This is a genomic window from Rhizobium sp. CCGE531 (assembly GCF_003627795.1).
Classification (GTDB): Bacteria; Pseudomonadota; Alphaproteobacteria; order Rhizobiales; family Rhizobiaceae; genus Rhizobium.
In genome coordinates, this window is the sequence record NZ_CP032684.1 from 848,836 (window position 1) to 870,891 (window position 22,056).

Genomic DNA, 22,056 nt, shown 5'->3' on the forward strand with positions numbered 1-22,056 from the left:
GCAGGGAGCTTTGCGAGGGATATGGGAGTGATGCCGGTCGCTCAAGGCGCAATTTCCGCTTATAGTCTGACAGCAACGAAGCCGCCGAAACGGTCGGCGGCTTCCCGACATGCGAATGCGGCGGAGGATGTCATAGCGAGCGAAGAGGATATCAGGGCGGGCCTGTCCCAACATCTGACGCGGCTGTGGCGCTATGGCGTGGTGCTGTCGCGCCAGCGGGACGTGGCAGACGATCTCGTGCAGGCGACCTGCGTCAGGGCTCTGGAGCGGGCGGCCCAGTTTACATCGGGCACAAGGCTGGATCGTTGGCTGTTTGCCATCCTCCATTCGATATGGCTGAACGAAGTCCGTTCGCGCCGGGTTCGCATGGGGCAGGGCTTCGTCGATGCCGACGAGACGCTGGTTTTCGACGGCGCGCGCGAAACCGAAACGCATATTTTGGCCGGGCAGGTATTGCAGCGCGTGCAGGCATTGCCGGAGGCACAGCGCACCGCGGTATTTCTTGCCTATGTCGAAGGGCTTTCCTATCGCGAAGTGGCGGAGATCCTGGAGGTGCCGATCGGAACGGTCATGAGCCGGCTGGCGGCGGCGCGGGCAAAACTTGCGGATGGCATGGGAATGGTGGCCGACGGAAAATCTTCCGGAGGCGGGTGACTGGGGAATGGAAATGAGTGAATTGGACAAAGGACAGATACCCTCGGACGAGCAACTCACCGCCTTCATCGATGGCGAGCTGAACGCCGCCGACCGCGAAAGGATCGAACGACTGATCGCCGACGACATGCGCGTGGCGGAGCGGTTCGATTTCCTGTCCCGTAGCACGCTGCCCTTCAAGGCGGCATTCGAGCCGATGCTTGCCGAGGCGCCGGCTGCGAAGCTGGAGGCCATGCTTGCCGCCATTCCCGTAACTGAAAAGCCCGGGGCTCGCGCTACCGGCATAGGTCGTCGCGGCTTCCTTGCGGCGGTTGCCGCGAGCTTCGTGGCCGCCATTGCCATCGACCGCGCCATGATCGGCATCGGCCATCGGCTTTCGAAGCCGGATGAGGATGCCGAATGGCGTGCCGTGGTAGCGGAATATCTTTCGCTCTATACTGCGGATACGCTGAGCGCCCCGGCTGGCGACGATACGCAACAGGTCGCGCAATTGAATGAGGTCGGCGCCAAACTGGACCTGTCTTTGGCGCCGGAAGCGGTGGCCATGCCCGGCATCGAATTCAAGCGTGCACAGATCCTGAGTTATGATAGCAAGCCGCTGGCTCAGATCGCCTATCTCGATCCGGAAAGCGGCCCCATGGCACTTTGCATTGTCCAATCCGCCAAGGGCGCGGCTGCGCCCGATATGGAAAATCGCCGGGGCATGAATGTCGTCTATTGGTCGAGCTCCACGCATGCCTTCATGCTGATCGGCCATGCGCCGATCGATCGCATGCAGCAACTTGCGGCTGATGTCCGGACGCATCTGATCGCCTGACGGCTGTTCCCGACGCCTCCAAACTGGCGTTTTTCAAAAAGAATTTGGCGAAAACCCATCCTGCTGGTATTCTTTGCCCAACGAAAATCGAACGAGCGCCAGCTGCATGCCCCAGGGCCTTGCGCGGTGCGGTGGAAAAGATACGTGAGTGACCCCGACAGCGGCCTAGCGCCGCAGGCAGACGGGGCGTCGACAGCAGAGCGCGGGAAGGGTAAATCCTCCCGGCGCGCGAAGCGTAAGCGCAGCCATGGCCGCCCGAACGCTCATTCTGCGGAGGCCAGCCAGGCAGGCAAGTCCAGCCAGGCGGCGCAACGCCCAGCAGAGGATGAGGCCGGTTCGCCGGCCAGAAAGCGCAAACGTCGGCGCCGTGCGCGTGGCGTGGCCCACGGTGGCGCGCAATCCGCTTCCCAAACACAGCAGCAGCTTTCATCCGCGCCGGAACACCGTGCGGCAGCGGATGCCGGCCATCCATCATCGCACAAGAGCAGCAAGAATCGGCGCAAGCATCGCAGCAAGCGCGGCCTGCAGGGCCGGCCATTGGCGCATGAGAAGACGGCACAGATCGTCGCTCCCGCGAACATGCCGGCAAACGCCCATGCCCCGGCCCATGACGATCATCGCCAGAACCGGCAATCGCAGCCTCGGCGCGAAGGGCAGGGGCAGCATCATTATGCCGACGCTGATTCCCGCCCGCTCGACCTCTATGCCGCCCTCGATCTCGGCACCAACAATTGCCGCCTGCTGATCGCTCAACCGACCCGTCCCGGGCAGTTCCGTGTTGTCGATGCGTTTTCCCGCATCGTGCGCCTCGGTGAAGGGCTCGGCGCCAGCGGTCGCCTTTCGAGCGATGCCATGGATCGTGCCGTGGAGGCGCTGCGCGTCTGCGCGGCCAAGCTGAAGACGCGCGAAATCCGCCGCATGCGGCTGATCGCGACCGAGGCCTGCCGCGCGGCTGACAATGGCGAACTATTCCTTTCTCGGGTCACCGAAGAGACGGGATTGCAGCTGGAGATCATCGATCGCGAAACCGAGGCGCGGCTTGCCGTTTCCGGTTGCTCGTCGCTCGTCGGCCCGGAGGCGCGCTCGGTCGTGCTGTTCGATATCGGCGGCGGCTCTTCCGAGATTGCCGTCATCCGCATCGGCGAGAATCGCTCCAGCCGGCTCGCCAATCACATCACCCATTGGACCTCGCTGCCCGTCGGCGTCGTGACGCTCTCCGAGCGGCATGGCGGACGCGACGTGACGCCGGAGCTGTTCGAGACGATGGTGTGCGAAGTCGAGGGCATGCTCGAGCGTTTCGATTGCCCGCCGGTGCATGGCGCCGCGCGAGACAGCGGCGATTTTCATCTGATCGGGACTTCGGGCACGGTGACGACACTTGCCGGCGTCCATCTCGATCTGCCGCGTTACGACCGGCGCCGGGTCGACGGCGTCTGGCTGTCGGACGACGAGGTGAGCGCGATGCAGGCGAAGCTCTTGTCCTGGGATTTTGCCGGCCGCGCCGCCAATCCCTGCATCGGACCGGATCGCGCCGATCTGGTGCTGGCGGGATGCGCCATTCTGGAGGCGATCCGCCGCCGGTGGCCGAGCCCGCGCATGCGCGTTGCCGACCGCGGCTTGCGTGAAGGATTGCTGACCGACATGATGGCAGATGATGGCGTGTGGCGGCGGGGGCGTTCGCGCCGCGGCCATCGACCGAGGGATATGAAGGGGCCGCAGGCATGACCAAGCCGACTATCGCCGGCAACCGCACGGGCCGCAAGCTCGGCCAGCGCGTCAAGAAGAAGAAGCTGAAGGCCTCCTCGCGGCAATGGCTGCATCGGCACATCAACGATCCCTACGTGCAGCGCGCCCAGCTCGAAGGTTATCGCGCCCGCGCCGCGTTCAAGTTGCTGGAGATCGACGAGAAGCATGAGATCCTGAAGGGTGCGCGCCGCATCATCGATCTGGGGGCCGCACCGGGCAGCTGGTCGCAGATTGCAGCGAAGGTGACTGGATCGACCGAAGAGGATATTCGCGTCGCGGCCATCGACTTTCTGGAAATGGCGCATCTGCCTGGCGTTGCCATCCTGCAGCTCGATTTCCTGGAGCCGGATGCGCCGCAGCGGCTGGTCGATGCGGTTGGCGGTGCGCCGAATCTCGTGCTTTCGGATATGGCCGCGCCGACGACGGGCCATCACCGCACGGACCACCTGCGGACGATGCATCTCTGCGAAGTCGCCGCGCATTTCGCCGTCGAAGTGCTGGCTGAGGGCGGGCATTTCCTTGCCAAGACCTTCCAGGGTGGCACGGAGCGCGAGTTGCTGGCCTTCCTGAAGCAGAATTTCCGTCAGGTCATCCATGTGAAGCCCGGCGCATCCAGGGCCGAGTCGGTGGAAATGTTCCTGCTGGCAAAGGGCTTCAAGGGCCGGAAGCCGAACGGCGAGACGGAAGAAGAGCAATCCGTCACCGGTCGCTAAATCCCACTATCCTCAATCGATAAATCGACGAAACCCTCGTTATGCCGCGGCTTTGCCGAAGCGTGGCGAGGGTTGGATCATTACTTCGCGGCCGGCTGCTGCACCTGCGGCTGCAGGGTGTCGACGCGCTTGAGGCCGGCCTTGTGGCCGGAAACCATGGCGCCGGCACTGCGATCCATCCGGATGAAGGGGATGGTGGCGAGCACGGTCAGGACCGAGATGCAGAAGAAGGCGATGTGGAAATCGCGAACCTGCAGCTCCGTACCGCTGAAGAAGGTCGAGGTTTCCAGGATCATGGCGGCGACGGCGACACCGAGCGCGAGGCTGATCTGCTGCATCACGGAACTCATCGACGTCGCCTGGCTCGCCTGCTTGTCGCTGATATCGGCGAAGGCGAGCGCATTGATGCCGGTGAAGAAGAACGAACGCGAGAAACCACCGACCAGCAATATGCCGACGATGATGAGATGCGACGTCCAGGGCTGGAAGAAGCCGGTGCAGATCGTGGTGATGGTCGTGATGGCCGCGGCCGAAAGCAGGGCGGTCTTGAAGCCGACGGCGGTAAAGACCCGGCGGGCGATGAACTTCGTCGAAATCGCGCCGATCGCGCCGGCAAAGGTGATGAGGCCGGACTGGAACGGATTGAGGCCGAAGCCGAGCTGTAGCATCAACGGCGTCAGGAAGGGCATGGCGCCGATGCAGATGCGAAACAGCGTGCCGCCGGTCACCGAGGCGCGGAAGGTGGCGTTCTTCAGCAGCGACAGGTCGAGGATCGGCGCCGGGTGGCGGCGCGCATGGCCGACATAGAGGATGCCGCAGACGAAGCCGATGATAACAGCGGAGATGCCGACATAGGGCGGCAATGCCGGCAGGCTGATGACGGACATGCCGAAGACCACGCCGGATGCGGCGAAGGACGTCAACAGGAAGCCGATGAAATCGAGCTTCGGCGGCATCGTCGCTTCCACATCAGGCAGGAAGATCGACGACAGGATGACGCCGAGGATGCCGACGGGCACGTTGATCAGGAAGATCCAGTGCCAGGAGGCATAGGTGGTGATGAAGCCGCCGAGCGGCGGGCCGGCGAGCGGGCCGACGAGCGCGGGGATAGAGAGCAGCGCCATGGCGGAGACCAGGTCGCTTTTCTGGGTGGTGCGCACCAGCACGAGACGGCCGACCGGCGTCATCATCGAGCCGCCGACGCCTTGCAGGAAACGGGCGAAGACGAATTCCAGCAGGCCGCCCGAGAAGGCGCACATGATGGAGCCGATGACGAAGACGCAGATGGCGATGCGGAAGATGTTCTTCGCGCCGAAGCGATCCGCCATCCAGCCGCTGATCGGAATGAAAACGGCCAGCGACACCATGTAGGAGGTCAGCGCCAGCTTGAGCGTGATCGGGCCGACATGGAGATCGTTGGCGATGGCCGGCAGCGCTGTCGCGATGACGGTGGAATCCATCTGTTCCATGAAGAGAGCGACGGCGAGGATCAATGGAACGATGCGATTCATAGGCATCTGCCTTGATGGGTCTGTCTTCGGGAAGGCTGTCGCCCACTGCATAATTCCTTAAATCGGAATCGATTTAAGGAATTATGCAGCAGACTGAAAGTGCTACAGCGACCTTTGCGCGTCACATGTGACGCGCGGCGCTGTAGGGCGATCAGCCGCTCTGTAGTCCTATGCGAAGCTGCTGCCAATCCCGGATTTTTCTCCATGAATGCTTGTGGATCACGTCTTGGTGATATCCACCGCCGCATGGCGTCGAACACAGGATTTGACATATGCTAAGAGCATGTAAATGCTAAACGCATAAAACGTCGTCCGGTGTATTAGCGGATTTGGATTGGGTTGTCATGACCAATTTTTCGATCAAGCGGCATGTCTTCCCGGGCCGTTGCCGCCGGCGGCGTCGATAGGTGCAACTTACGTCGCGCATCAGCACAAGGAGCAGGATCATGACTGCTCTCCAGCCCCGGAGGCAAATTGAGGATTGCCTTCAGAGCCTGATCACAAGGCGGAGCCCTCGACCAAAATGCGAATGGTTTCTGTCGTAAAAGCCGTGACGCAAGCCGGGCTTTCCGCTCGCGAGTTTTGCGACAGAAATGTCCGTGGCGCCAACCATCGGTGGCAGTCGGCAAATATGTGGTTCAGCTCTCAGTTCTGAACCGCCTTGCCCAGCTGTGGCTCTGTTCCCGCCAGCAGTCGCCGAATGTTCGTACGATGGCGTATGATCACGTAAAGGCCGCCCGCGATCACCAGCAGCCGATAGGGTAACGGTTGCTCCAAGCTGCAGATGAGGGCAATCGCGGTCAGAGCCGCCAGGATCGAGCCAAGGGAAACAATCCGAAAAATAGCCAACGCAACGCCAAAAACCGTCACGGCACCTAGCCCCACAGGCCAGGATATCGCCAGCAACAGGCCAAGTCCGGTCGCGACGGACTTGCCGCCCTTGAAATTTAGCCAAATCGGACGGCTATGCCCCAGCAGGACGGCGAGCCCCGCCAGGCAGATAGCCCAGGGCGCCCAGCTTTGCTGAGTTGGCAGATCAAGCGCAGTCGGTGGCAAGATAGACGGCAATGTTTCGAGCCAAGGATAGAACCAACCTGCAAAGACGATTGCCGCGGCACCTTTCAGCACGTCTACCAGGAGCACCATCGAGGCTGGCCATTTCCCAAGGGTCCGCAATACGTTCGTCGCGCCGGTGGATTTGGAGCCATGCTCTCTTATATCGATGTCCTGGAGGAGTTTCCCCGCCAGATAGCCCGTGGGCATGGAGCCGAAGAGATAGGCGATCACCAATCCAATTATGCCCGCTATCCAGAAAGTCATAAATGCCACCTCGTTTATTCTTGGCCGTCATGGATCGAGGGCTGCCTATGAAAATCTCTCAGCGCCGCAGTCGAATCCCACGTTGAAGCCAGGGATCGGCATATCTGCCCCGCGCTTTTTGCTATTCCCTTCCTGTCATAGACGTGTTACCAGCCCTCGCCAACTTCCAAGCAACACTTGCAAGATCGCCCGGTAGACGATTCGTTCCGGGCTTTCCTGTTTTTCACAGACGAAGGAATTGGCCATGGCACGCATTATTGAAACGTCAACCGGGTTGGATGCGTTGACATTCGACGACGTGCTCCTGCAGCCGGGACACTCCGAGGTCATGCCCGGCCAGACGAATATCGCCACCCGCATCGCCCAGGACATCGAGCTCAACCTGCCGATCCTCTCCGCCGCAATGGACACGGTGACGGAAAGCCGCCTTGCGATCGCCATGGCGCAGGCGGGCGGCATGGGCGTTATCCACCGCAATCTGACACCGGTGCAGCAGGCCGAAGAGGTCCGCCAGGTCAAGAAGTTCGAAAGCGGCATGGTCGTCAATCCGGTTACGATCGGCCCGGAGGCGACGCTTGCCGAAGCGCTCGGCCTGATGAAAGCGCACGGCATTTCCGGCATCCCGGTCGTCGAAAAGTCGCATCGCCTCGTCGGCATCCTCACCAACCGCGACGTCCGCTTCGCCTCCGATCCCGAGCAGAAGATCTACGAGCTGATGACCCGCGAAAATCTCGTCACGGTCAAGGACGGCGTGCAGCAGCAGGAGGCCAAGCGCCTGCTGCACCAGCATCGCATCGAGAAGCTGCTCGTTGTCGATGGCGATAGCCGTCTGGTCGGTCTGATCACGGTCAAGGACATCGAGAAGTCCCAGCTCAACCCGAATGCTTCGAAGGATGCTCAGGGCCGCCTGCGCGCCGCCGCCGCCATCAGCGTCGGCGATGATGGCTACGAGCGTGCCGAGCGCCTGATCGACGCCGGCGTCGACCTCCTGGTCGTCGATACCGCCCACGGTCACTCGCAGCGCGTTCTGGATGCCGTTGCCCGCGTCAAGAAGCTTTCCAATTCGGTCCGCATCATGGCCGGCAACGTCGCCACCTATGACGGCACGCGGGCGCTGATCGATGCGGGCGCCGACGCCGTCAAGGTCGGTATCGGCCCCGGCTCTATCTGCACGACCCGTATCGTCGCCGGCGTCGGCGTGCCGCAGCTGGCCGCGATCATGTCGGCGGTGCAGGCGGCGCAGGATCAGAATATCCCAATCATCGCCGATGGCGGCATCAAGTTCTCGGGCGATCTCGCCAAGGCGATCGCCGCCGGCGCATCCGCCGCCATGATCGGCTCGCTGCTCGCCGGCACGGATGAAAGCCCGGGCGAGGTCTATCTCTACCAGGGCCGCTCCTTCAAGGCCTATCGCGGCATGGGTTCCGTCGGCGCCATGGCGCGCGGCTCGGCCGACCGCTACTTCCAGGCTGAGGTCCGCGACACGCTGAAGCTCGTTCCGGAAGGCATCGAAGGCCAGGTTCCCTATAAGGGGCCCGTCGCGGGCGTGCTGCATCAGCTCGCGGGCGGCCTCAAGGCCGCCATGGGCTATGTCGGTGGCGGCGATCTCAAGGACTTCCAGGAGCGCGCGACCTTCGTGCGCATCTCCGGCGCGGGCCTGCGCGAAAGCCATGCCCACGATGTGACGATCACCCGCGAAAGCCCGAACTATCCGGGCGCGGGCGGCTGATCGATGGCGGATCGCGCTTCGGGCAACGCCAGATCCTTGCAGGGTCTGGCGGCGATCCTCGCGGCTCTTTCGCTGGCGCTCTTTGCCTGGATCTATGCCGGCTTCGTCAGGGCGTTCAGCGCTGCCGCAGCCGGCCAGCAGATGCTCGATGCGCGTATCGGCGGCTATGAGCGCGACGACGTCATCGCCATGCTGCGCTACCTCAAGGATCATCCCGATCCGGCGATCATCCTGCATTCCATGTATCTCGGGCCGGAGCTCATCTTTCCGCTGGTGCTGGGCGGCCTCATGTTCTGCCTGTTGCGGCTCATCGGCCCCAGCGGCTTCTTCTTCGGCCGCCCGATCCCGCCGGGCGCGAAATCAGTCATTTTCTGCCTGCCGATCTTTTATGCGGTCGTCGACTATGCCGAGAATATCGCCGGCCTCCTGCTTTACCCGCCGGCGATGCCATCGGATTCGACCGTGACGCTGCTTTCAAGCGTGCTGCCTGTTATCGTCAGGCTGAAATTCCTGACGCTGGTGGTGACGGTTATTCTACTGGCCCGTTTCGCGATTTTTCGCTACCTGTCGCGCGACGGCGCGCGGCCGTCCTGATTGATCCTATCGGCTTTCTGAAATTCCAAAGGAGTTGGCGGCGTGACCGGCTATGAAATGTTTTGGCCCATGGTGGCGCATGCGGTGCTTGTCTTCGTTCTCTATGCGCTCCTGGGATGGCGCCGCCGCGTATTGGTGAAGGCCGGCCGCATCCAGCCCTCGCAATTTCGCGAGAACCATGCCGCCAACGAGCCGGCGGAAAGCCTGGTAGTGCGAAACAGCCTCGCCAATCAGTTCGAGCTTCCCTTGCTCTTCCACGCCTGCTGTATCATCCTCTACACCACGCAGGCGGATAATCTGCCGGCCGTGATCCTCGCCTGGATCTTCGTCGCCACGCGCTATGCTCATGCTTTCGTGCAGGTGACCAGCAACGACCTGCGCTATCGCAGCCCGCTCTTTACTCTCGGCTTTGTGGCGCTTGTCGGCATGTGGGTCTGGCTCAGCATCTGGCTTGCCTTCTCCTGATGCCGCGTATGTTATCGCGATAACAACCTGCGGTAACGCATTTGTGTTTTCCCTTTTCCCTTACGCCACCGCCCGCTGACCTATCTTGTCAAAGGGTGGCTGGCCACCTTGTGTCGGCTGCCGGGGAAAAATGGGAGACCAGGACCATGAGCACGGAAAAGCCCGTCGTGACGCAGGCGATGATCGACGCCTATGACGAATATACGCATCTGACGCTCGATCGTCGGGGTTTCATGGAAAAGCTGACCAGGCTTGCAGGCTCGGCCGGGGCCGCCGCCGCTATCGCGCCGCTGCTCGCCGCCAACAAGGCGAGCGCCGAGATCGTTTCCGCCGATGACAGCAGGCTGGAAGCCATGGATGTGACCTATCCCGGCAGCAAGGGCGAAATGAAGGGCTATCTCGCTCGTCCGAAAGGCGCGGCTGGCAAGCTCGGCGGCGTCATCGTCATCCACGAGAACCGCGGTCTCAATCCGCATATCCGCGATGTGGCTCGCCGCATGGCGCTGGAAGGTTTCGTGGCGCTGGCGCCGGATTTCCTCTCTCCGCTCGGCGGCACGCCTGACGATGAAGACAAAGCGCGCGACATGTTCACCAATCTCGACCCGACGCTGACCGCCGCTAATGCCGAAGCGAGCCTGACCTACCTTGCCAAGGCCGATGGCGCCAACGGCAAGGTCGGCGCGGTCGGCTTCTGCTGGGGCGGCGGTCTCGTCAACCGTTTCGCGACGATCTCGCCGGAGCTGAAGGCAGGCGTCGCCTATTATGGCGCACAGCCGCAGGCGAGCGATGTGTCCAATATCAAGGCGGCTCTGCTCTTGCATTATGCCGGCCTCGACGATCGCATCAACGCCGGTATCGATGCCTATAGCAAGGAGCTGCAGGCGGGCGGCAAGACGTTCGAGATCTTCGTTTACGACGGCGTCAATCACGCTTTCAACAATGACACTTCGGCTGCCCGCTACGACAAGAAGGCGGCCGATCTCGCCTGGGGCAGGACGGTCGGGTTTCTGAAGAAATATGTATCGTAACGACGCAAGCCGTTGATAGGGGCTTGCCAGCCATCCGCTGATTATCGAGGTCGAAACCATGTTTCGACCTCGATTTTCATAACGGCAATGGCGCCTAAGTAATGATTAAAATTGAACTTTTCCCGTTTACGCGCATTGAACGCGTCTGGTGTCATAGCGTCTGCCGTGTCCAGCGTCGTTCAGTATGAAAATGAAACGGGAAAAGAATGAAACCGGATAGGCCTGACCGCGTCACGTTCCGCAAAAGGCCGCAGCAGGAGCGAAGTATTCAACGCGTCGACGCCATCCTGTCGGCCGCAGCCAGGCTGATCGCCGAAAATGGCGTCAGCGCGATGAAGATGACGGAACTCGCCGCCGTCGCGGGGATTCCGATCGGTTCCGTCTATCAATATTTTCCGGACAAGGCCGCAATTGTCAGAGCCCTGCTTGACCGGCACTCCAGCCGCATCCAGCAGAAGGTCGGGGAAGCCTTTGCGACCGTAACATCGCTGGATCATGCTATCGACTTGGTCTGCGGCATGATCGATTGGTATTACCACGAGTTTCGCAGCGATCCCGCCTATCTCGGCGTCTGGCTCGGCACGGATATCGACAGGGATATCCTGCAGCTCAACATACAGCACAGCAATCGCGTCGCCGAGATATTCCTGACGAGCATTCGGCCATTCCTGCCGGCCGAAAGCCGCATCGACCTGACGGCGCGCACCCCGCTTTTCAGCCATCTGATCGGCGCATCGGTCCGCTTTGCCATCATGAGCGACGACGGAATGGCCGTGCGCATGCTCCATGAATGGAAACAGGTGATCCGCGCAACCCTGCTGGCGGAGCCGGCACAATAGTCGCGATCGAAGATGTTTGGTTGGTGAGCCCCGAGGTCACCAGCCCGGCAGAATGTGCCCGGCGCGCAGCCGCGGATAGAAGCGCGTATAGGTCTTCACCTCGCCATCGAGGTCATCATCGACCGCAGCAGGCGTGATGTTGTCCAGGCAGGCCGAGATATGGGCGGTGATCGCGTTCATCAATGAAACGGAAAGCCCAGGCCGTTTCATGATGCCGATCTGCACCGGCGGCAGCGGCGGGAAGCCATCAGCCTGGGTCAGCACCTTCATGCCGGTCCTGAGCGCCGATTCCGGCATGACCGAAACCGCCATGCCGGCAAGCACTGCCGCGGCAACGACGGTGCAGGACCAGCTGGTGAACAGGATCTGATAGTCGCGGCCGCCGGCATCGAGTGCCGAGCAGGCAAGCTGGCGCCATTGGCAGTCACGCCGCCCGACGGCGAGCGGAATGGGCGCATCGTCGCGCAGCGGATGGTTGGCCGAGCCGACCCAGCAGAGCGGCTCCGTCCGCACCACATCCGACATGCGTTCGCGCGGATTATGGGTGACCAGCGCGATATCGAGTTCGCCGCGATGCATGCGCTCGGCCAGATCGACCGAGGGTTCGCAGACGATATAGAGCTCGACATTCGGATGCGTTTTGGCGAAGCGGCCGATGATTTCGGGCATATAGCGGTCGGCATAATCGTCCGGCGTGCCGATGCGCAGCGTGCCTTCGAGACGATTGTCGTCGAAAGCCGCCATCGCCTCGTTGTTCAGGCGGATGATGCGGCGGGCATAGTTCAGCAGCTTTTCGCCTTCGGCCGTCAGGCGGTTGCCGCGTCCGTCCTTGATGAAGAGCTGCTTGCCGACGCGCTCCTCCAGCCGGCGCATCTGCATGGAAACAGCCGACTGCGTCTTGAACACCCGGTCGGCCGCCTTGGTGAAGCTGCCGGAATCCACGATTGCGATGAAGGTCTGCAACTGATCGATGTCAAGCGGCGCGGACATGGGTTCACCTATAAAGGAGTTTGATGATTATCATTAGAAACATTCGTTGGACTGATCAATAGGGCTTTGGCATCTTCCTAATGCAATTCAGCATACCAATCGAACAGACATTCTTATCGAACTCCTCCCGGCATACGCCCCTTTTCCGGAATACCGGGAAGGGGCTTGGCTGGTGCGTGCCCCAAGGAAAGGACTACGGAAATGCGCACGACAGATCGGACCCTTGAGCTCGGCCTTGCAACGCCATCGCTATCGCTGACGGCGCGCATGATGCTTGCTTTTGCCAATGTGACATCCGTCTGGCGCGCAATCCGAAATCGCCGAGAGATCCACTATCTGAATGAGCTGAACGATGCCCAGCTGCGGGACGTTGGCCTGACCAGGCAGGACCTCGACGCTGCGCTGACCACCTCGACCTTTTTCGAGGACCCGTCCAGCCATCTGACCAATTCCGCGCGTCGCCGTACGTGCCTCTCCGCCTTCAGCTTCCGCGGCTGATGTCGGGCAATAGTTTCCCCGCAGGGTGATAGCCAATAAGCCCTGCTTCTTTCCCGGTGTTCGGCCCAAGGGCCAACACCGGGTTTTTTCTTTCTGGCGACCGTGTTTCCGCAATGGATTATACGCGGGCAAGTTGCCTCCGGTGGCAATTGTCTTATCTTGCCATTTGATCAGGTAGCGAGGATTCGACGATGGCAACGGTGATCTTCTTCCACTCCGTCTACGGCTTGCGCTCGCTTGAGCATGAGGCGGTCGAGCGCGTGCAGGCGGCTGGACACAAGGCTTTCGCACCGGACCTCTATGACGGGCTGATCGCCCGATCGATCGACGAGGGCTTCGAATTCAAGGACGAGATCGGCTGGCCGACGATTTGCGAGCGCGCGGAATGGGCGCTGGCAGGCCTGCCGGCCACGACCGTGCTTGCCGGATTTTCGATGGGTGCCGGCGTCGCATCTAGCCTGTGGCCAAAGCGGGAGAAGACGGCCGGCGTCCTCTTGCTGCATGGCCTTGCCACCATTGCCGACAATGCCCGCAAGGGCCTGCCGTTGCAGCTTCATCTGGCCGATCCCGATCCGTTCGAACCGGCGGAGGAGGTCGCTGGCTGGCGGCAGGCGGCCGATCGATCCGGCATATCGGCGGAAGTCTTCACCTATCCAGGCGGCGGCCACCTCTATACCGATGCCAGCCTGCGCGACTACGACGCCAAGGCCGCCGATCTTACCTGGAAGCGCGTCATCGACTTCCTGAATGCCATCGACACTAAGGGTTGAACTTTGCACCGACTTTGCGCGCCGGGCTTGAATTGAAGCCGCTTGTCGCCTAGTTTATGGGCATCAGTAATACCAACAGGATGTGTGCAGCAATGAATTCCACCTCGACCGCAATGCCGTTCAGCCTTGTCATCGGGGAAATTTTTGCTCATGCTCATATCCATCGTTCTATCCAATCTTTCGTGGTCCACGCCTGACGGCCGGCCGCTTCTTTCCCATCTCGATCTGAGCTTCGGCGCCGAGCGCACCGGCCTTGTCGGCCGTAACGGCGTCGGCAAGACGACCCTGATCAAGCTCGTCGCCGGAGACTTGCAGCCGCAGTCCGGCAGCATCTCCTTCAACGGTAGATTGGGGATCTTGCGCCAGAGCGTGCAGGTGGAGGCCGAAGAAACGGTTGCCGATCTCTTCGACGCGACCGAAGCCCTCGCCGTCCTGAAGCGGGCGGAAGCGGGCGAAGCGACGAATGAGGAACTCGCCTCGGCCGATTGGACGCTCGAGGCGCGCATCGCCGCGGCCCTTGATCGCGTCGGCCTCGACGTTACCCCGGAAACGCCTCTCGTGACGCTATCAGGTGGACAGCGCACGCGCTGCGGTCTGGCAGCCCTCATCGTCGACGATCCAGATTTCCTTATTCTCGATGAACCCACCAACAATCTCGATCGCGACGGTCGTGCCGCGGTGATCGATCTGCTCTCGGGCTGGAGGGCGGGCGCCATCGTCATCAGCCATGACCGCGAATTGCTCGACACCATGGATGCGATCGTCGAGCTGACATCGCTCGGCGCATCGCGCTACGGCGGTAACTGGAGCCAGTATCGCGAGCGCAAGGCGCTGGAGCTTTCCGCGGCCGAGCATGATTTCGCCGAAGCGGAGAAGCGTGTCGCCGAGGTGGAAAGAAGCGCCCAGGCAACCATCGAGCGGCAGGCCCGGCGGGACAAGGCTGGCCGGAAGATGGCGGCCAAGGGCGGCATACCGCGCATCATGCTCGGCGGAATGAAGGAGCGAAGCGAGATGACGGGCGGCGAAAATACCCGCCTTGCCGAGCGCCGTCGTGCCCAGGCTTTGCAGGATGCCGCCGCTGCCCGCGAGAAGATCGAGATCCTGCAGCCGCTGACCGTGAAACTGCCGACATCGGGATTGCCGGCAAACAGGATCGTCCTGCGGATGGAGGGCATCACCGCTGGATACGAGCCAGAACGGCCGATCCTGCGCGATTTCGATTTCATCATCACGGGGCCGGAACGCGTTGCCGTCACGGGACCGAATGGCTCGGGCAAGACGACGCTGTTGGCGCTGACATCAGGCGCATTAGAGCCCTGGAGCGGAACAGTGCGCGTCGTCCATTCCGCCCTGCTGGACCAAAGGGTCAGTCTTCTCGATCCATCGCTTTCGATCCGCGACAATTTCAGGCGGATCAACCCGGACGCGGACGAGAATGCCTGCCGTGCCGCGCTGGCGCGCTTCATGTTCCGGGCAGATGCCGCGCTGCAGATCGTCTCCAGCCTCAGCGGCGGCCAGCTTCTGCGCGCCGGGCTTGCCTGCGTGCTTGGCGGCTCGGTGCCGCCCTCGCTGCTGGTCCTTGACGAACCCACCAACCATCTGGATATCGATTCCATTTCAGCAGTCGAAGCTGGGCTGCGGGCCTATGACGGCGCGCTTCTGGTCGTCAGCCACGATGAGGTGTTTCTCGACAACATCGGAATAGAGAGACGGCTCGAGCTGTCTGCCCGAGCCGTCTCGGATGGCTGAGGATCGCGTCAGGCGTGGCTGGCGCTGGCGATGCGATCGAGTTCGGCGATCGCATCCTCCGGCAATTCGAGCTCGGCGGCTGCGATATTCTGCTTGAGGTGGGCCAGCGACGATGTGCCCGGAATGAGGAGGATGTTCGGTGCGCGCTGCAAGAGCCAGGCGAGCGCCACCTGCATCGGCGTAGCCTCCAGACGGGTGGCCACATCGGACAGGGCTGAGGACTGAAGCGGCGTAAAACCGCCGAGCGGGAAGAAGGGCACGTAGGCAATGCCATCGCGGCCCAGTTCATCGACCAGCGCGTCGTCCCCGCGATGTGCGAGATTGTACTGGTTCTGCACGCAGACGATCTCTGTAATCGTGCGGCCCTCGGCGATCTGACTGCGTGTGACATTGCTCAACCCGATATGGCGCACAAGACCCTGCCGCTTAAGCTCCGCAAGGGCGGTCAGCGGTGCCTCTATTGAGCCCTCGCTTGGGTGATGCGGGTTGAGCATGACGCGAAGATTGACGACGTCGAGCACGTCGAGCTGCAGGTTGCGCAGATTGTCGTGCACCGCCTGCTTCAGCTCGTCGGCGGAGAAAGCCGGCAGCCAGGATGCATCCGTGCCGCGCTGCGCGCCGATCTTGGTGACGATGGTGAGATCGTCGCGGTAGGGATGGAGCGCTTCCCGGATCAATTGATTGGTCACATGCGGACCGTAGAAATCGCTGGTGTCGATATGGTTGACGCCGGAGGTGATCGCTTCGCGCAGGACTGCGAGCGCGGTGTCGTGGTCCTTTGGCGGGCCGAACACGCCGGGGCCTGCGAGCTGCATGGCGCCGTAGCCAAGCCGTTTGACCTTGCGGTCCCCAAGGGTAAAGCTGCCGGATTGATCGATGCTGGACATGGCTATCTCCTTTCAAGATGAAAGCAGAAATAGGCTCAGTCTCAGTGTATGATAAGCGGGCGCAATGCGCACGGGCTGTGCGGAATTACGAACAATGAGTGGGGATCGAAAGTGACGACCCGCCGTCACTCTTGTTTCGGCGCTGGCTTATCCTGCGTCTTCAAATAGCTGTCGAAGATCGCTTCCATGTTCTTCTGATAGCTCTTCTGCACTTCCAGGCCGCTGTCGAACATGGCGTTGAACATCTCGGTATAGGCGGCCATGTCGACGCCGGCGGCGGGCTTGGCCTTCGGCTCTTCCTTCGGCGGCTCTGCCGGCATCGGGAAGTTCTTCATCATATCCTGAAAAGCCCTGGCAAAGGGATTGTCGAGGAACGGATTGGTCTGCGCCGGCTTCCCGCGCTTGACCGAATCGGCCCCGAACATCAGCTCCATCGCCTGGGTGAAGGGATTGTCGAAGATGCTCGCCTGCGGTGTCGGCTGCTGCTTCGGCGCAAAGCCGATGCTCCGCAGCCAGCCCTGCATCATCTCGCCCATATCGGTATTGAGGAAGGGATTGGCCATCTGCGGGAACTGACCGCTGGTTTCCTTGAACAGGCCGCCCATCAGCGTATCCGCCATGGCCGGCAGCATGCGCTTGTAGATTTCCTGGCCGATGCCGGTCATCTGGGCTGCCTGTGCCGCAACCGCGCGGGAAACCTCCTTGGAGCCGAACAGCCTTCCGAGCACCGCATTGCCGTCGGCGATGCCCTCGGGCGTGAAGGCCTTGGTCATGTCCTCGAAATATTTGGCATAATTGCCCGAGCTGATGTCCTGCATCACGCCCATGAAATTATAGGGATCGGTCGCGCTGCGCTTGAAGCCGGAGGAAAAGGCCGGCATCAGCGCGGCCATCGCCTTGGTCGCCTGCTCCTGCGCTAGGTTGAACTGCTTGGCCATGGCTTCCGTGGCGGCGCCGTTCTGTGCCTGCATCATCATGTCGAAGAGTGGCAGCATCGAAGTCCCTTTCCCCGCTATGAGGCCGCTTCGGAATCAGGCGGCGCTTTATGTCGATACTATAGCGGAAAAAAGAGGGCGCATACCGGTTTCTGCCGTCGCCGCATCGAGGCGATGACGGCGGCCGATCGGCTGTCAGTACTGATATTCCTCGAAGATCGGCTCGACCGACTGGTTCCAGCGGCCGTTGTAGAGCATCAGCAGATCGTCGGCGAGCGTACCCTTCTTGGCGAGCACTTCGTCGAGCGGCGAAAGGAAGACGGTTTCGTCCAGTCCGTCACCATTCAGGCGGGCGCGGTTCTTCAGGCCGAGGCGGGAAATGCCGACCACTTCGCGCGCGACATCAAGCAGGCCATGGCCCTTGATGGCGGCCTTCAGACCCTGCGCCGGCACCACATCCCGCAGCGCATTGACCTCGTCGAAGCTCCAGTCCTTGGTCAGCTCGTCGGCAGCCGTCAGCGCCTCGTCGTCATAGAGCAGGCCGACCCAGAAGGCCGGCAGCGCACAGATGCGCCGCCAGGGGCCGCCGTCTGCGCCGCGCATTTCGAGGAAACGCTTCAGGCGTACGTCGGGGAACAGCGTCGAGAGATGGTTCGTCCAGTCGCCCATCGTCGGTTCCCAGTCCGATATCTCGCCCTTCAGCGCGCCATCCATGAACTGGCGGAAGGTGACGTGCGTACAGTCGTGATAGCGGCCGTCGCGCACGACGAAATACATGGGAACGTCGAGCGCCCACTTCACATAGTCTTCAAAGCCGAAATCGTCGCGGAAGGTAAAGTCCAGCAGGCCGCCACGACGGTTATCGGTGTCCTTCCAGATCTCGCCACGCCAGGAGGAAAGACCGTTCGGCTTGCCTTCGGTAAAGGGGGAGGAGGCAAAGAGCGCGGTTGCCAGCGACTGCAGCTTCATCGACACGCGCATCTTGCGGCGCATGTCCGCTTCCGAGGAGAAGTCGAGATTCACCTGGATCGTGCAGGTGCGGTACATCATGTCGAGACCCTTGGTGCCGACCTTCGGCATGTAGCGGGTCATGATGTCGTAGCGCGATTTCGGCATGCGCGGCGTTTCGGCGAGCGTCCATTTCGGGCTGCCGCCGACGCCGAGGAAGCGAATGCCCATCGGTTCGGCAATCTCGCGCACCGTCGCCAGATGGTTGTTCGATTCCTTGCAGGTCTGGTGGATGGTTTCGAGCGGCGCGCCGGAGAGTTCGAACTGGCCGCCCGGCTCGATCGAGATCGCGCCCATGCCAGAGGGTTCGCCGAGGCCGATGATGTTGTCGCCGTCCATGATCGGATCCCAGCCGCTCTTCTTCTGCAGCCCCTTGAGGAGCGCGGAAATGCTGGCGTCGCCGAAATAGGGCACGGGGCTGTTGTCGGCGCGAAAGAACACGAATTTTTCGTGTTCCGTGCCGATGCGGAATTTCTCCTCCGGCTTGCTGCCGGCAGCCAGATAGGCTGTCATTTCCGAGACCGAGGAGAGCGGAGTCTGGTCGGTGGTATCGCGCGCCATGGTATTACCTTAGATCTCGGAGAAGAACCCGCGCAAGCCGCAGGTCAATAGGAGGGTGATTGACGCGGATTGAGGTACGGTGCAAGTGAATTTCTTTCAAGGGTCGTTCAAAAAAATAGGATTTTGTGTCTCGCCAGTGCATCACGCCAGTGCCAGCCGCCGGCATATTTGCACAAGCGTTCAAGACGTCTCGCCGTGAGCATGGATAGTTTTGCTTCGATTGACATCAAGCGGAGCATATCGATGAACGGTCCGAACGCCCTTTACTATCCTATACTGACTTTGCTTCTGGCCTCCCTGGTCATCATGGGAAGCCCAGGCCCCTCGACGATCAGCGCGACGGCGATGGGCGCGGCCTATGGCTTCCGGCGGTCGCTCGGTTACGTCTCCGGCCTGATCGCGGGCACCGTCATGGTCTTGCTGGCTGTGGCAGCGGGCATCGTTGCGGTCCTGCTGTCGGTGCCGCATGGCGCCTTCCTGCTGACGGCGGTCTCGGCCGTTTATATCCTGTATCTCGCCTTCAAGATCGCCACCGCGCCGCCATTGTCGCGCCGCGACGATCGGGCCGAGGCTCCGGCCTTTTCAGGCGGCTTCCTGCTGGCCGTCGCCAACCCCAAGGCCTATCTGGCGATTGCCGCCGTCTTTGCCGGGGTCAGCCTGTTTCAGGACCAGCGGCTGCTCGATGCAACCGTCAAGATCGTGCTACTGACGGGAATGATCGTCGCCATCCACATGGTGTGGCTTTTTGTCGGCGCTTCGCTGTCCGGTTTTCTTCAAAATCCAAGGGTCTCGCGGATCGTCAATATCTCGCTGGCGATCCTGCTGATCGTTGCAACTATCGTTGCGGTCTTGGAGTAGGGCTCAGTTCCAGTCGCCGATAACAGCCTGGATCACCGCCATGGCGGCGACGGCGGCCGTGTCGGCGCGCAGGATGCGCGGCCCGAGCGGAATGGCGGTGACGAAATCGAGGCTGCGCAGCAGGGCGCGCTCCTCTTCGGAAAAGCCGCCTTCGGGGCCGACAAGCAGAGCCAGGTGCTTCTCCTTGACCCGCGTTAGCAGCGGCAGCGGGTTCTGGCCGGCATCGCCTTCGTCGCAATAGATGATACGCCGTTCGCGCGGCCAGCGGGCGAGCAGCTCGGCAAGCTTTAGCGGCTCGGCCACCTCGGGAATGCCGAGGATGCCGCATTGCTCCGCCGCCTCGATGACATTGGCCTTGACCTTGTCCAGATTGGTGATCTTGCCCTGCACATGCTGGGTCATGACCGGCTGCAGCAGGCCCGCGCCCATTTCCACGGCCTTCTGCACGAGATAGTCGAGCCGTCCGACTTTCAGCGGCGCGAAGAGATAATGCAGGTCGGAGGGGGCCGGCTGCGGTCTTGTTTGCTCGACGGGCGTCAGCAGGATGCGTTTGCGTGAGGGAAAGGAGGTGCTGACCTTCCACTCGCCGTCGCGGCCGTTGAATATAAGCAGCTCGGCGCCATCCTCCATGCGCAGCACGTTTGCGAGATAATTGAACTGATCCTGATCGACCTCGATGGCGATGCCTGCCGTGATGTCTGCGGTCACGAACAGCCGCTGCATGCGGAAATTGGCGCGCATGGATTACCCCCGGAATGACTTAGAGCAATGAGATGGAGCGGTTCGCAGATCCGGTGAGAAGCCGAACCGCTCTAAATGAAGAGCGCGACCATAACCCAATATACGACGGCGGCAAGCAGGGCCGCGACCGGCACGGTGATCGCCCAGGCGGCGATGATGGTCATGAGATGGGAGCGGCGCACCAGGCGCCGGCGATGAACCTCGTCGGGATTGCGCTCATCCGTGATTTCCGGCTCGAGCCAGGGAATGCCTGCTGCTTCGGCCTTTTTGCGCATATAGTCAAATCGCCGCTTGGAGCGGACGGTAGACCACTCGCGAAAGAAGCCGACGCCGAAAACCGCGCCGACGGTAATGTGGGTCGAGCTCACCGGGAAACCGAACCAGGCCGCGACGATGACGGTGAGCGCCGCGGATACGGCAACGCAATAGGCCCGCATCGGATTGAGCTTGGTGATCTGTTCGCCGAGCAGGCGAATGAGTCGCGGGCCGTAAAGCAGCACGCCGACGGAAATGCCGCAGCCGCCGATCATGACGACCCAGAAGGGCGCCTTCTGCGTGGTCGTTTCGGCCACCACGCCGAGCGAGCCGCCAAGCCCGATATCGCGCACGATCGCCGACAGCGGTCCGATGGCATTGGCGACATCGTTGGCGCCATGCGCAAAGGACATCAGCGCCGCCGAGCAGATCAGCGGCAGGCGGAAAAGCTTGCGCAGCGAGCCGTTCTTGTTTTCGAGCCCGACGGATTGCGCCGCCACCAGCGGCCGCGCGGACAGCCAGGCGATCATGCCGACGATAATGCCGATCGCAAGATTCAGCAGGTTCGGAATGGCATTCCTGGGCTCGAGCTGGACGATGAGATAGGCCGAAAACGAGCCGGCCATCAAGCCGATCAGAATGGGGATCCAGTATCTGGCGGCGGCGATCTTGTCGTCGCGATAGACGATGAAGGTCTCGATGAAGAACAGGATGCCGGCCGCGATGGCGCCGCCAAGGAAAGGCGTCACGACCCAGCCGGCGGAGATTGCCGCGAGAAGGTTCCAGTTTACCAGTTCCGGACCGACGGCTGCGGCTCCCGCGCCGACGACGGCGCCGACGATCGTATGCGTGGTCGAAACGGGCGCTTTCAGCCAGGTTGCGAAGTTGATCCAGAGTGCCGCGGCAAGCAGCGCCGCCATCATCAGCCAGGCGAGCTTGCCGATGCTGATGATGCGATTGGTGTCGACGATATGCGCGGAGATCGTGTTGATGACCGGACCGCCGGCAATCGTCGCGCCGAGGATTTCGAAAATGGCCGCCATGACGAGCGCCTGCGTCATTGTGATCGCGCGCGCGCCGACCGCCGCGCCGACATTGTTGGCGACGTCCTTCGCGCCGATGTTCATGGCCATGTAGCCGGCAAGGCCGACGGCGGCAAAGATCAGCGTCGCGCGCGGCTGGTCGAGCACGTAAATGCCGGCGAAGACCATGGCGAGCCCGAGAAAGATCAAGCCGATACCCGGCGCCACAAGGCGCCTCGCGACGTGATGGGTCGCGTCCTCGACATAGGTGAATTTGTCGAGGTCCTTGTCGAGGGTCCTTTTTATTGGCGTGGACGGTCGGTCGGACATGCAATTCTCTGGATCAAAACTCTCGTATTGCGCTGA

21 protein-coding genes are annotated in these 22,056 nt (G+C 61.8%); 13 read left to right on the top strand and 8 right to left on the bottom strand.

The window, feature by feature from the left end; translation table 11 throughout:
- The first annotated feature begins 30 nt into the window (after positions 1–30).
- The 4 genes from CCGE531_RS04180 (at position 31) to CCGE531_RS04195 (ending at position 3,930) form a co-directional block, all read left to right on the top strand.
- Positions 31–654, top strand: coding sequence for an RNA polymerase sigma factor (locus CCGE531_RS04180; RefSeq protein ID WP_120663053.1), 624 nt, complete (start codon positions 31–33; stop codon positions 652–654).
- Between the two features lie 13 nt (positions 655–667).
- Positions 668–1,471, top strand: a complete 804-nt coding sequence (locus CCGE531_RS04185) for an anti-sigma factor (protein WP_205586469.1) — start codon at positions 668–670, stop codon at positions 1,469–1,471.
- Between the two features lie 144 nt (positions 1,472–1,615).
- Positions 1,616–3,196, top strand: coding sequence for a Ppx/GppA phosphatase family protein (locus CCGE531_RS04190; protein ID WP_120663054.1), 1,581 nt, complete (start codon positions 1,616–1,618; stop codon positions 3,194–3,196).
- Entirely contained in the window at positions 3,193–3,930 is a 738-nt protein-coding gene (locus tag CCGE531_RS04195) for an RlmE family RNA methyltransferase (protein WP_120663055.1), read from the top strand. Before CCGE531_RS04190 ends, CCGE531_RS04195 begins: the two co-directional genes overlap by 4 nt.
- 80 nt (positions 3,931–4,010) lie before the next feature.
- On the opposite strand, the gene CCGE531_RS04200 is transcribed toward CCGE531_RS04195, so the two are convergent.
- On the bottom strand, positions 4,011–5,441 hold the full coding sequence (locus tag CCGE531_RS04200) for an MFS transporter (protein ID WP_120663056.1): 1,431 nt from the start codon (positions 5,439–5,441) through the stop codon (positions 4,011–4,013).
- A 645-nt stretch (positions 5,442–6,086) separates the two neighbouring features.
- Positions 6,087–6,761, bottom strand: a complete 675-nt coding sequence (gene plsY, locus CCGE531_RS04205; protein WP_120663057.1) for a glycerol-3-phosphate 1-O-acyltransferase PlsY — start codon at positions 6,759–6,761, stop codon at positions 6,087–6,089.
- Positions 6,762–7,005: 244 nt separating this feature from the next.
- Between plsY and guaB the strand changes: the two genes are divergently transcribed.
- The 5 genes from guaB (at position 7,006) to CCGE531_RS04230 (ending at position 11,416) form a co-directional block, all read left to right on the top strand.
- Positions 7,006–8,490 (top strand): IMP dehydrogenase, encoded by a 1,485-nt coding sequence (gene guaB / locus CCGE531_RS04210; RefSeq protein ID WP_120663058.1) that lies wholly within the window; start codon positions 7,006–7,008, stop codon positions 8,488–8,490.
- 3 nt (positions 8,491–8,493) lie between these two features.
- Entirely contained in the window at positions 8,494–9,084 is a 591-nt protein-coding gene (locus CCGE531_RS04215) for a hypothetical protein (protein WP_120663059.1), read from the top strand.
- A 42-nt stretch (positions 9,085–9,126) separates the two neighbouring features.
- On the top strand, positions 9,127–9,549 hold the full coding sequence (locus CCGE531_RS04220; RefSeq protein ID WP_120663060.1) for an MAPEG family protein: 423 nt from the start codon (positions 9,127–9,129) through the stop codon (positions 9,547–9,549).
- 146 nt (positions 9,550–9,695) lie between these two features.
- On the top strand, positions 9,696–10,577 hold the full coding sequence (locus CCGE531_RS04225; protein ID WP_120663061.1) for a dienelactone hydrolase family protein: 882 nt from the start codon (positions 9,696–9,698) through the stop codon (positions 10,575–10,577).
- 206 nt (positions 10,578–10,783) lie between these two features.
- On the top strand, positions 10,784–11,416 hold the full coding sequence (locus CCGE531_RS04230; RefSeq protein ID WP_120663062.1) for a TetR/AcrR family transcriptional regulator: 633 nt from the start codon (positions 10,784–10,786) through the stop codon (positions 11,414–11,416).
- Positions 11,417–11,452: 36 nt separating this feature from the next.
- Here the strand turns inward: CCGE531_RS04230 and CCGE531_RS04235 are convergent, their stop codons facing one another.
- Entirely contained in the window at positions 11,453–12,406 is a 954-nt protein-coding gene (locus CCGE531_RS04235; RefSeq protein ID WP_112344372.1) for a LysR substrate-binding domain-containing protein, read from the bottom strand.
- Between the two features lie 201 nt (positions 12,407–12,607).
- Here CCGE531_RS04235 and CCGE531_RS04240 point away from each other — a divergent pair, with 201 nt between their 5' ends.
- The 3 genes from CCGE531_RS04240 (at position 12,608) to CCGE531_RS04250 (ending at position 15,423) form a co-directional block, all read left to right on the top strand.
- Positions 12,608–12,904: a DUF1127 domain-containing protein gene (locus CCGE531_RS04240; protein ID WP_120663063.1), complete on the top strand. Its 297-nt coding sequence runs from the start codon at positions 12,608–12,610 to the stop codon at positions 12,902–12,904.
- Between the two features lie 191 nt (positions 12,905–13,095).
- Entirely contained in the window at positions 13,096–13,674 is a 579-nt protein-coding gene (locus CCGE531_RS04245) for a dienelactone hydrolase family protein (protein WP_120663064.1), read from the top strand.
- A gap of 150 nt (positions 13,675–13,824) precedes the next feature.
- Positions 13,825–15,423 carry an ABC-F family ATP-binding cassette domain-containing protein gene (locus tag CCGE531_RS04250; protein ID WP_120663065.1) on the top strand — a complete coding sequence of 533 codons (1,599 nt, stop codon included), beginning with the start codon at positions 13,825–13,827 and terminating at the stop codon, positions 15,421–15,423.
- An 8-nt stretch (positions 15,424–15,431) separates the two neighbouring features.
- Here CCGE531_RS04250 and CCGE531_RS04255 read toward each other — a convergent pair whose 3' ends face one another.
- From CCGE531_RS04255 to CCGE531_RS04265, 3 genes are all read right to left on the bottom strand, one after another.
- A complete protein-coding gene (locus tag CCGE531_RS04255) occupies positions 15,432–16,310 on the bottom strand; it encodes an aldo/keto reductase family oxidoreductase (RefSeq protein WP_120663066.1) in 879 nt (292 codons plus the stop codon).
- A gap of 125 nt (positions 16,311–16,435) precedes the next feature.
- Positions 16,436–17,305 carry a DUF937 domain-containing protein gene (locus tag CCGE531_RS04260; protein WP_120663067.1) on the bottom strand — a complete coding sequence of 290 codons (870 nt, stop codon included), beginning with the start codon at positions 17,303–17,305 and terminating at the stop codon, positions 16,436–16,438.
- 135 nt (positions 17,306–17,440) lie between these two features.
- Positions 17,441–18,814, bottom strand: a complete 1,374-nt coding sequence (locus CCGE531_RS04265; protein ID WP_120663068.1) for a glutamate--cysteine ligase — start codon at positions 18,812–18,814, stop codon at positions 17,441–17,443.
- Positions 18,815–19,057: 243 nt separating this feature from the next.
- Here CCGE531_RS04265 and CCGE531_RS04270 point away from each other — a divergent pair, with 243 nt between their 5' ends.
- Entirely contained in the window at positions 19,058–19,672 is a 615-nt protein-coding gene (locus tag CCGE531_RS04270; protein ID WP_120666475.1) for a LysE family translocator, read from the top strand.
- Positions 19,673–19,675: 3 nt separating this feature from the next.
- On the opposite strand, the gene CCGE531_RS04275 is transcribed toward CCGE531_RS04270, so the two are convergent.
- Both CCGE531_RS04275 and CCGE531_RS04280 read right to left on the bottom strand, forming a co-directional pair.
- Positions 19,676–20,413, bottom strand: a complete 738-nt coding sequence (locus CCGE531_RS04275) for a 16S rRNA (uracil(1498)-N(3))-methyltransferase (RefSeq protein WP_120663069.1) — start codon at positions 20,411–20,413, stop codon at positions 19,676–19,678.
- A 71-nt stretch (positions 20,414–20,484) separates the two neighbouring features.
- Positions 20,485–22,020, bottom strand: coding sequence for an inorganic phosphate transporter (locus tag CCGE531_RS04280; RefSeq protein ID WP_120663070.1), 1,536 nt, complete (start codon positions 22,018–22,020; stop codon positions 20,485–20,487).
- Positions 22,021–22,056: the final 36 nt, after the last annotated feature.

Bases quoted from the DNA above. Each gene is read 5' to 3' on its own strand.
- CCGE531_RS04180 (WP_120663053.1), top strand. From the start codon at position 31: ATGCCGGTCGCTCAAGGCGCAATTTCCGCTTATAGTCTGACAGCAACG.
- CCGE531_RS04185 (WP_205586469.1), top strand. From the start codon at position 668: ATGAGTGAATTGGACAAAGGACAGATACCCTCGGACGAGCAACTCACC.
- CCGE531_RS04195 (WP_120663055.1), top strand. From the start codon at position 3,193: ATGACCAAGCCGACTATCGCCGGCAACCGCACGGGCCGCAAGCTCGGC.
- CCGE531_RS04200 (WP_120663056.1), bottom strand. From the start codon at position 5,441: ATGAATCGCATCGTTCCATTGATCCTCGCCGTCGCTCTCTTCATGGAA.
- plsY (WP_120663057.1), bottom strand. From the start codon at position 6,761: ATGACTTTCTGGATAGCGGGCATAATTGGATTGGTGATCGCCTATCTC.
- guaB (WP_120663058.1), top strand. From the start codon at position 7,006: ATGGCACGCATTATTGAAACGTCAACCGGGTTGGATGCGTTGACATTC.
- CCGE531_RS04215 (WP_120663059.1), top strand. From the start codon at position 8,494: ATGGCGGATCGCGCTTCGGGCAACGCCAGATCCTTGCAGGGTCTGGCG.
- CCGE531_RS04225 (WP_120663061.1), top strand. From the start codon at position 9,696: ATGAGCACGGAAAAGCCCGTCGTGACGCAGGCGATGATCGACGCCTAT.
- CCGE531_RS04230 (WP_120663062.1), top strand. From the start codon at position 10,784: ATGAAACCGGATAGGCCTGACCGCGTCACGTTCCGCAAAAGGCCGCAG.
- CCGE531_RS04235 (WP_112344372.1), bottom strand. From the start codon at position 12,406: ATGTCCGCGCCGCTTGACATCGATCAGTTGCAGACCTTCATCGCAATC.
- CCGE531_RS04240 (WP_120663063.1), top strand. From the start codon at position 12,608: ATGCGCACGACAGATCGGACCCTTGAGCTCGGCCTTGCAACGCCATCG.
- CCGE531_RS04245 (WP_120663064.1), top strand. From the start codon at position 13,096: ATGGCAACGGTGATCTTCTTCCACTCCGTCTACGGCTTGCGCTCGCTT.
- CCGE531_RS04250 (WP_120663065.1), top strand. From the start codon at position 13,825: ATGCTCATATCCATCGTTCTATCCAATCTTTCGTGGTCCACGCCTGAC.
- CCGE531_RS04255 (WP_120663066.1), bottom strand. From the start codon at position 16,310: ATGTCCAGCATCGATCAATCCGGCAGCTTTACCCTTGGGGACCGCAAG.
- CCGE531_RS04260 (WP_120663067.1), bottom strand. From the start codon at position 17,305: ATGCTGCCACTCTTCGACATGATGATGCAGGCACAGAACGGCGCCGCC.
- CCGE531_RS04265 (WP_120663068.1), bottom strand. From the start codon at position 18,814: ATGGCGCGCGATACCACCGACCAGACTCCGCTCTCCTCGGTCTCGGAA.
- CCGE531_RS04270 (WP_120666475.1), top strand. From the start codon at position 19,058: ATGAACGGTCCGAACGCCCTTTACTATCCTATACTGACTTTGCTTCTG.
- CCGE531_RS04275 (WP_120663069.1), bottom strand. From the start codon at position 20,413: ATGCGCGCCAATTTCCGCATGCAGCGGCTGTTCGTGACCGCAGACATC.
- CCGE531_RS04280 (WP_120663070.1), bottom strand. From the start codon at position 22,020: ATGTCCGACCGACCGTCCACGCCAATAAAAAGGACCCTCGACAAGGAC.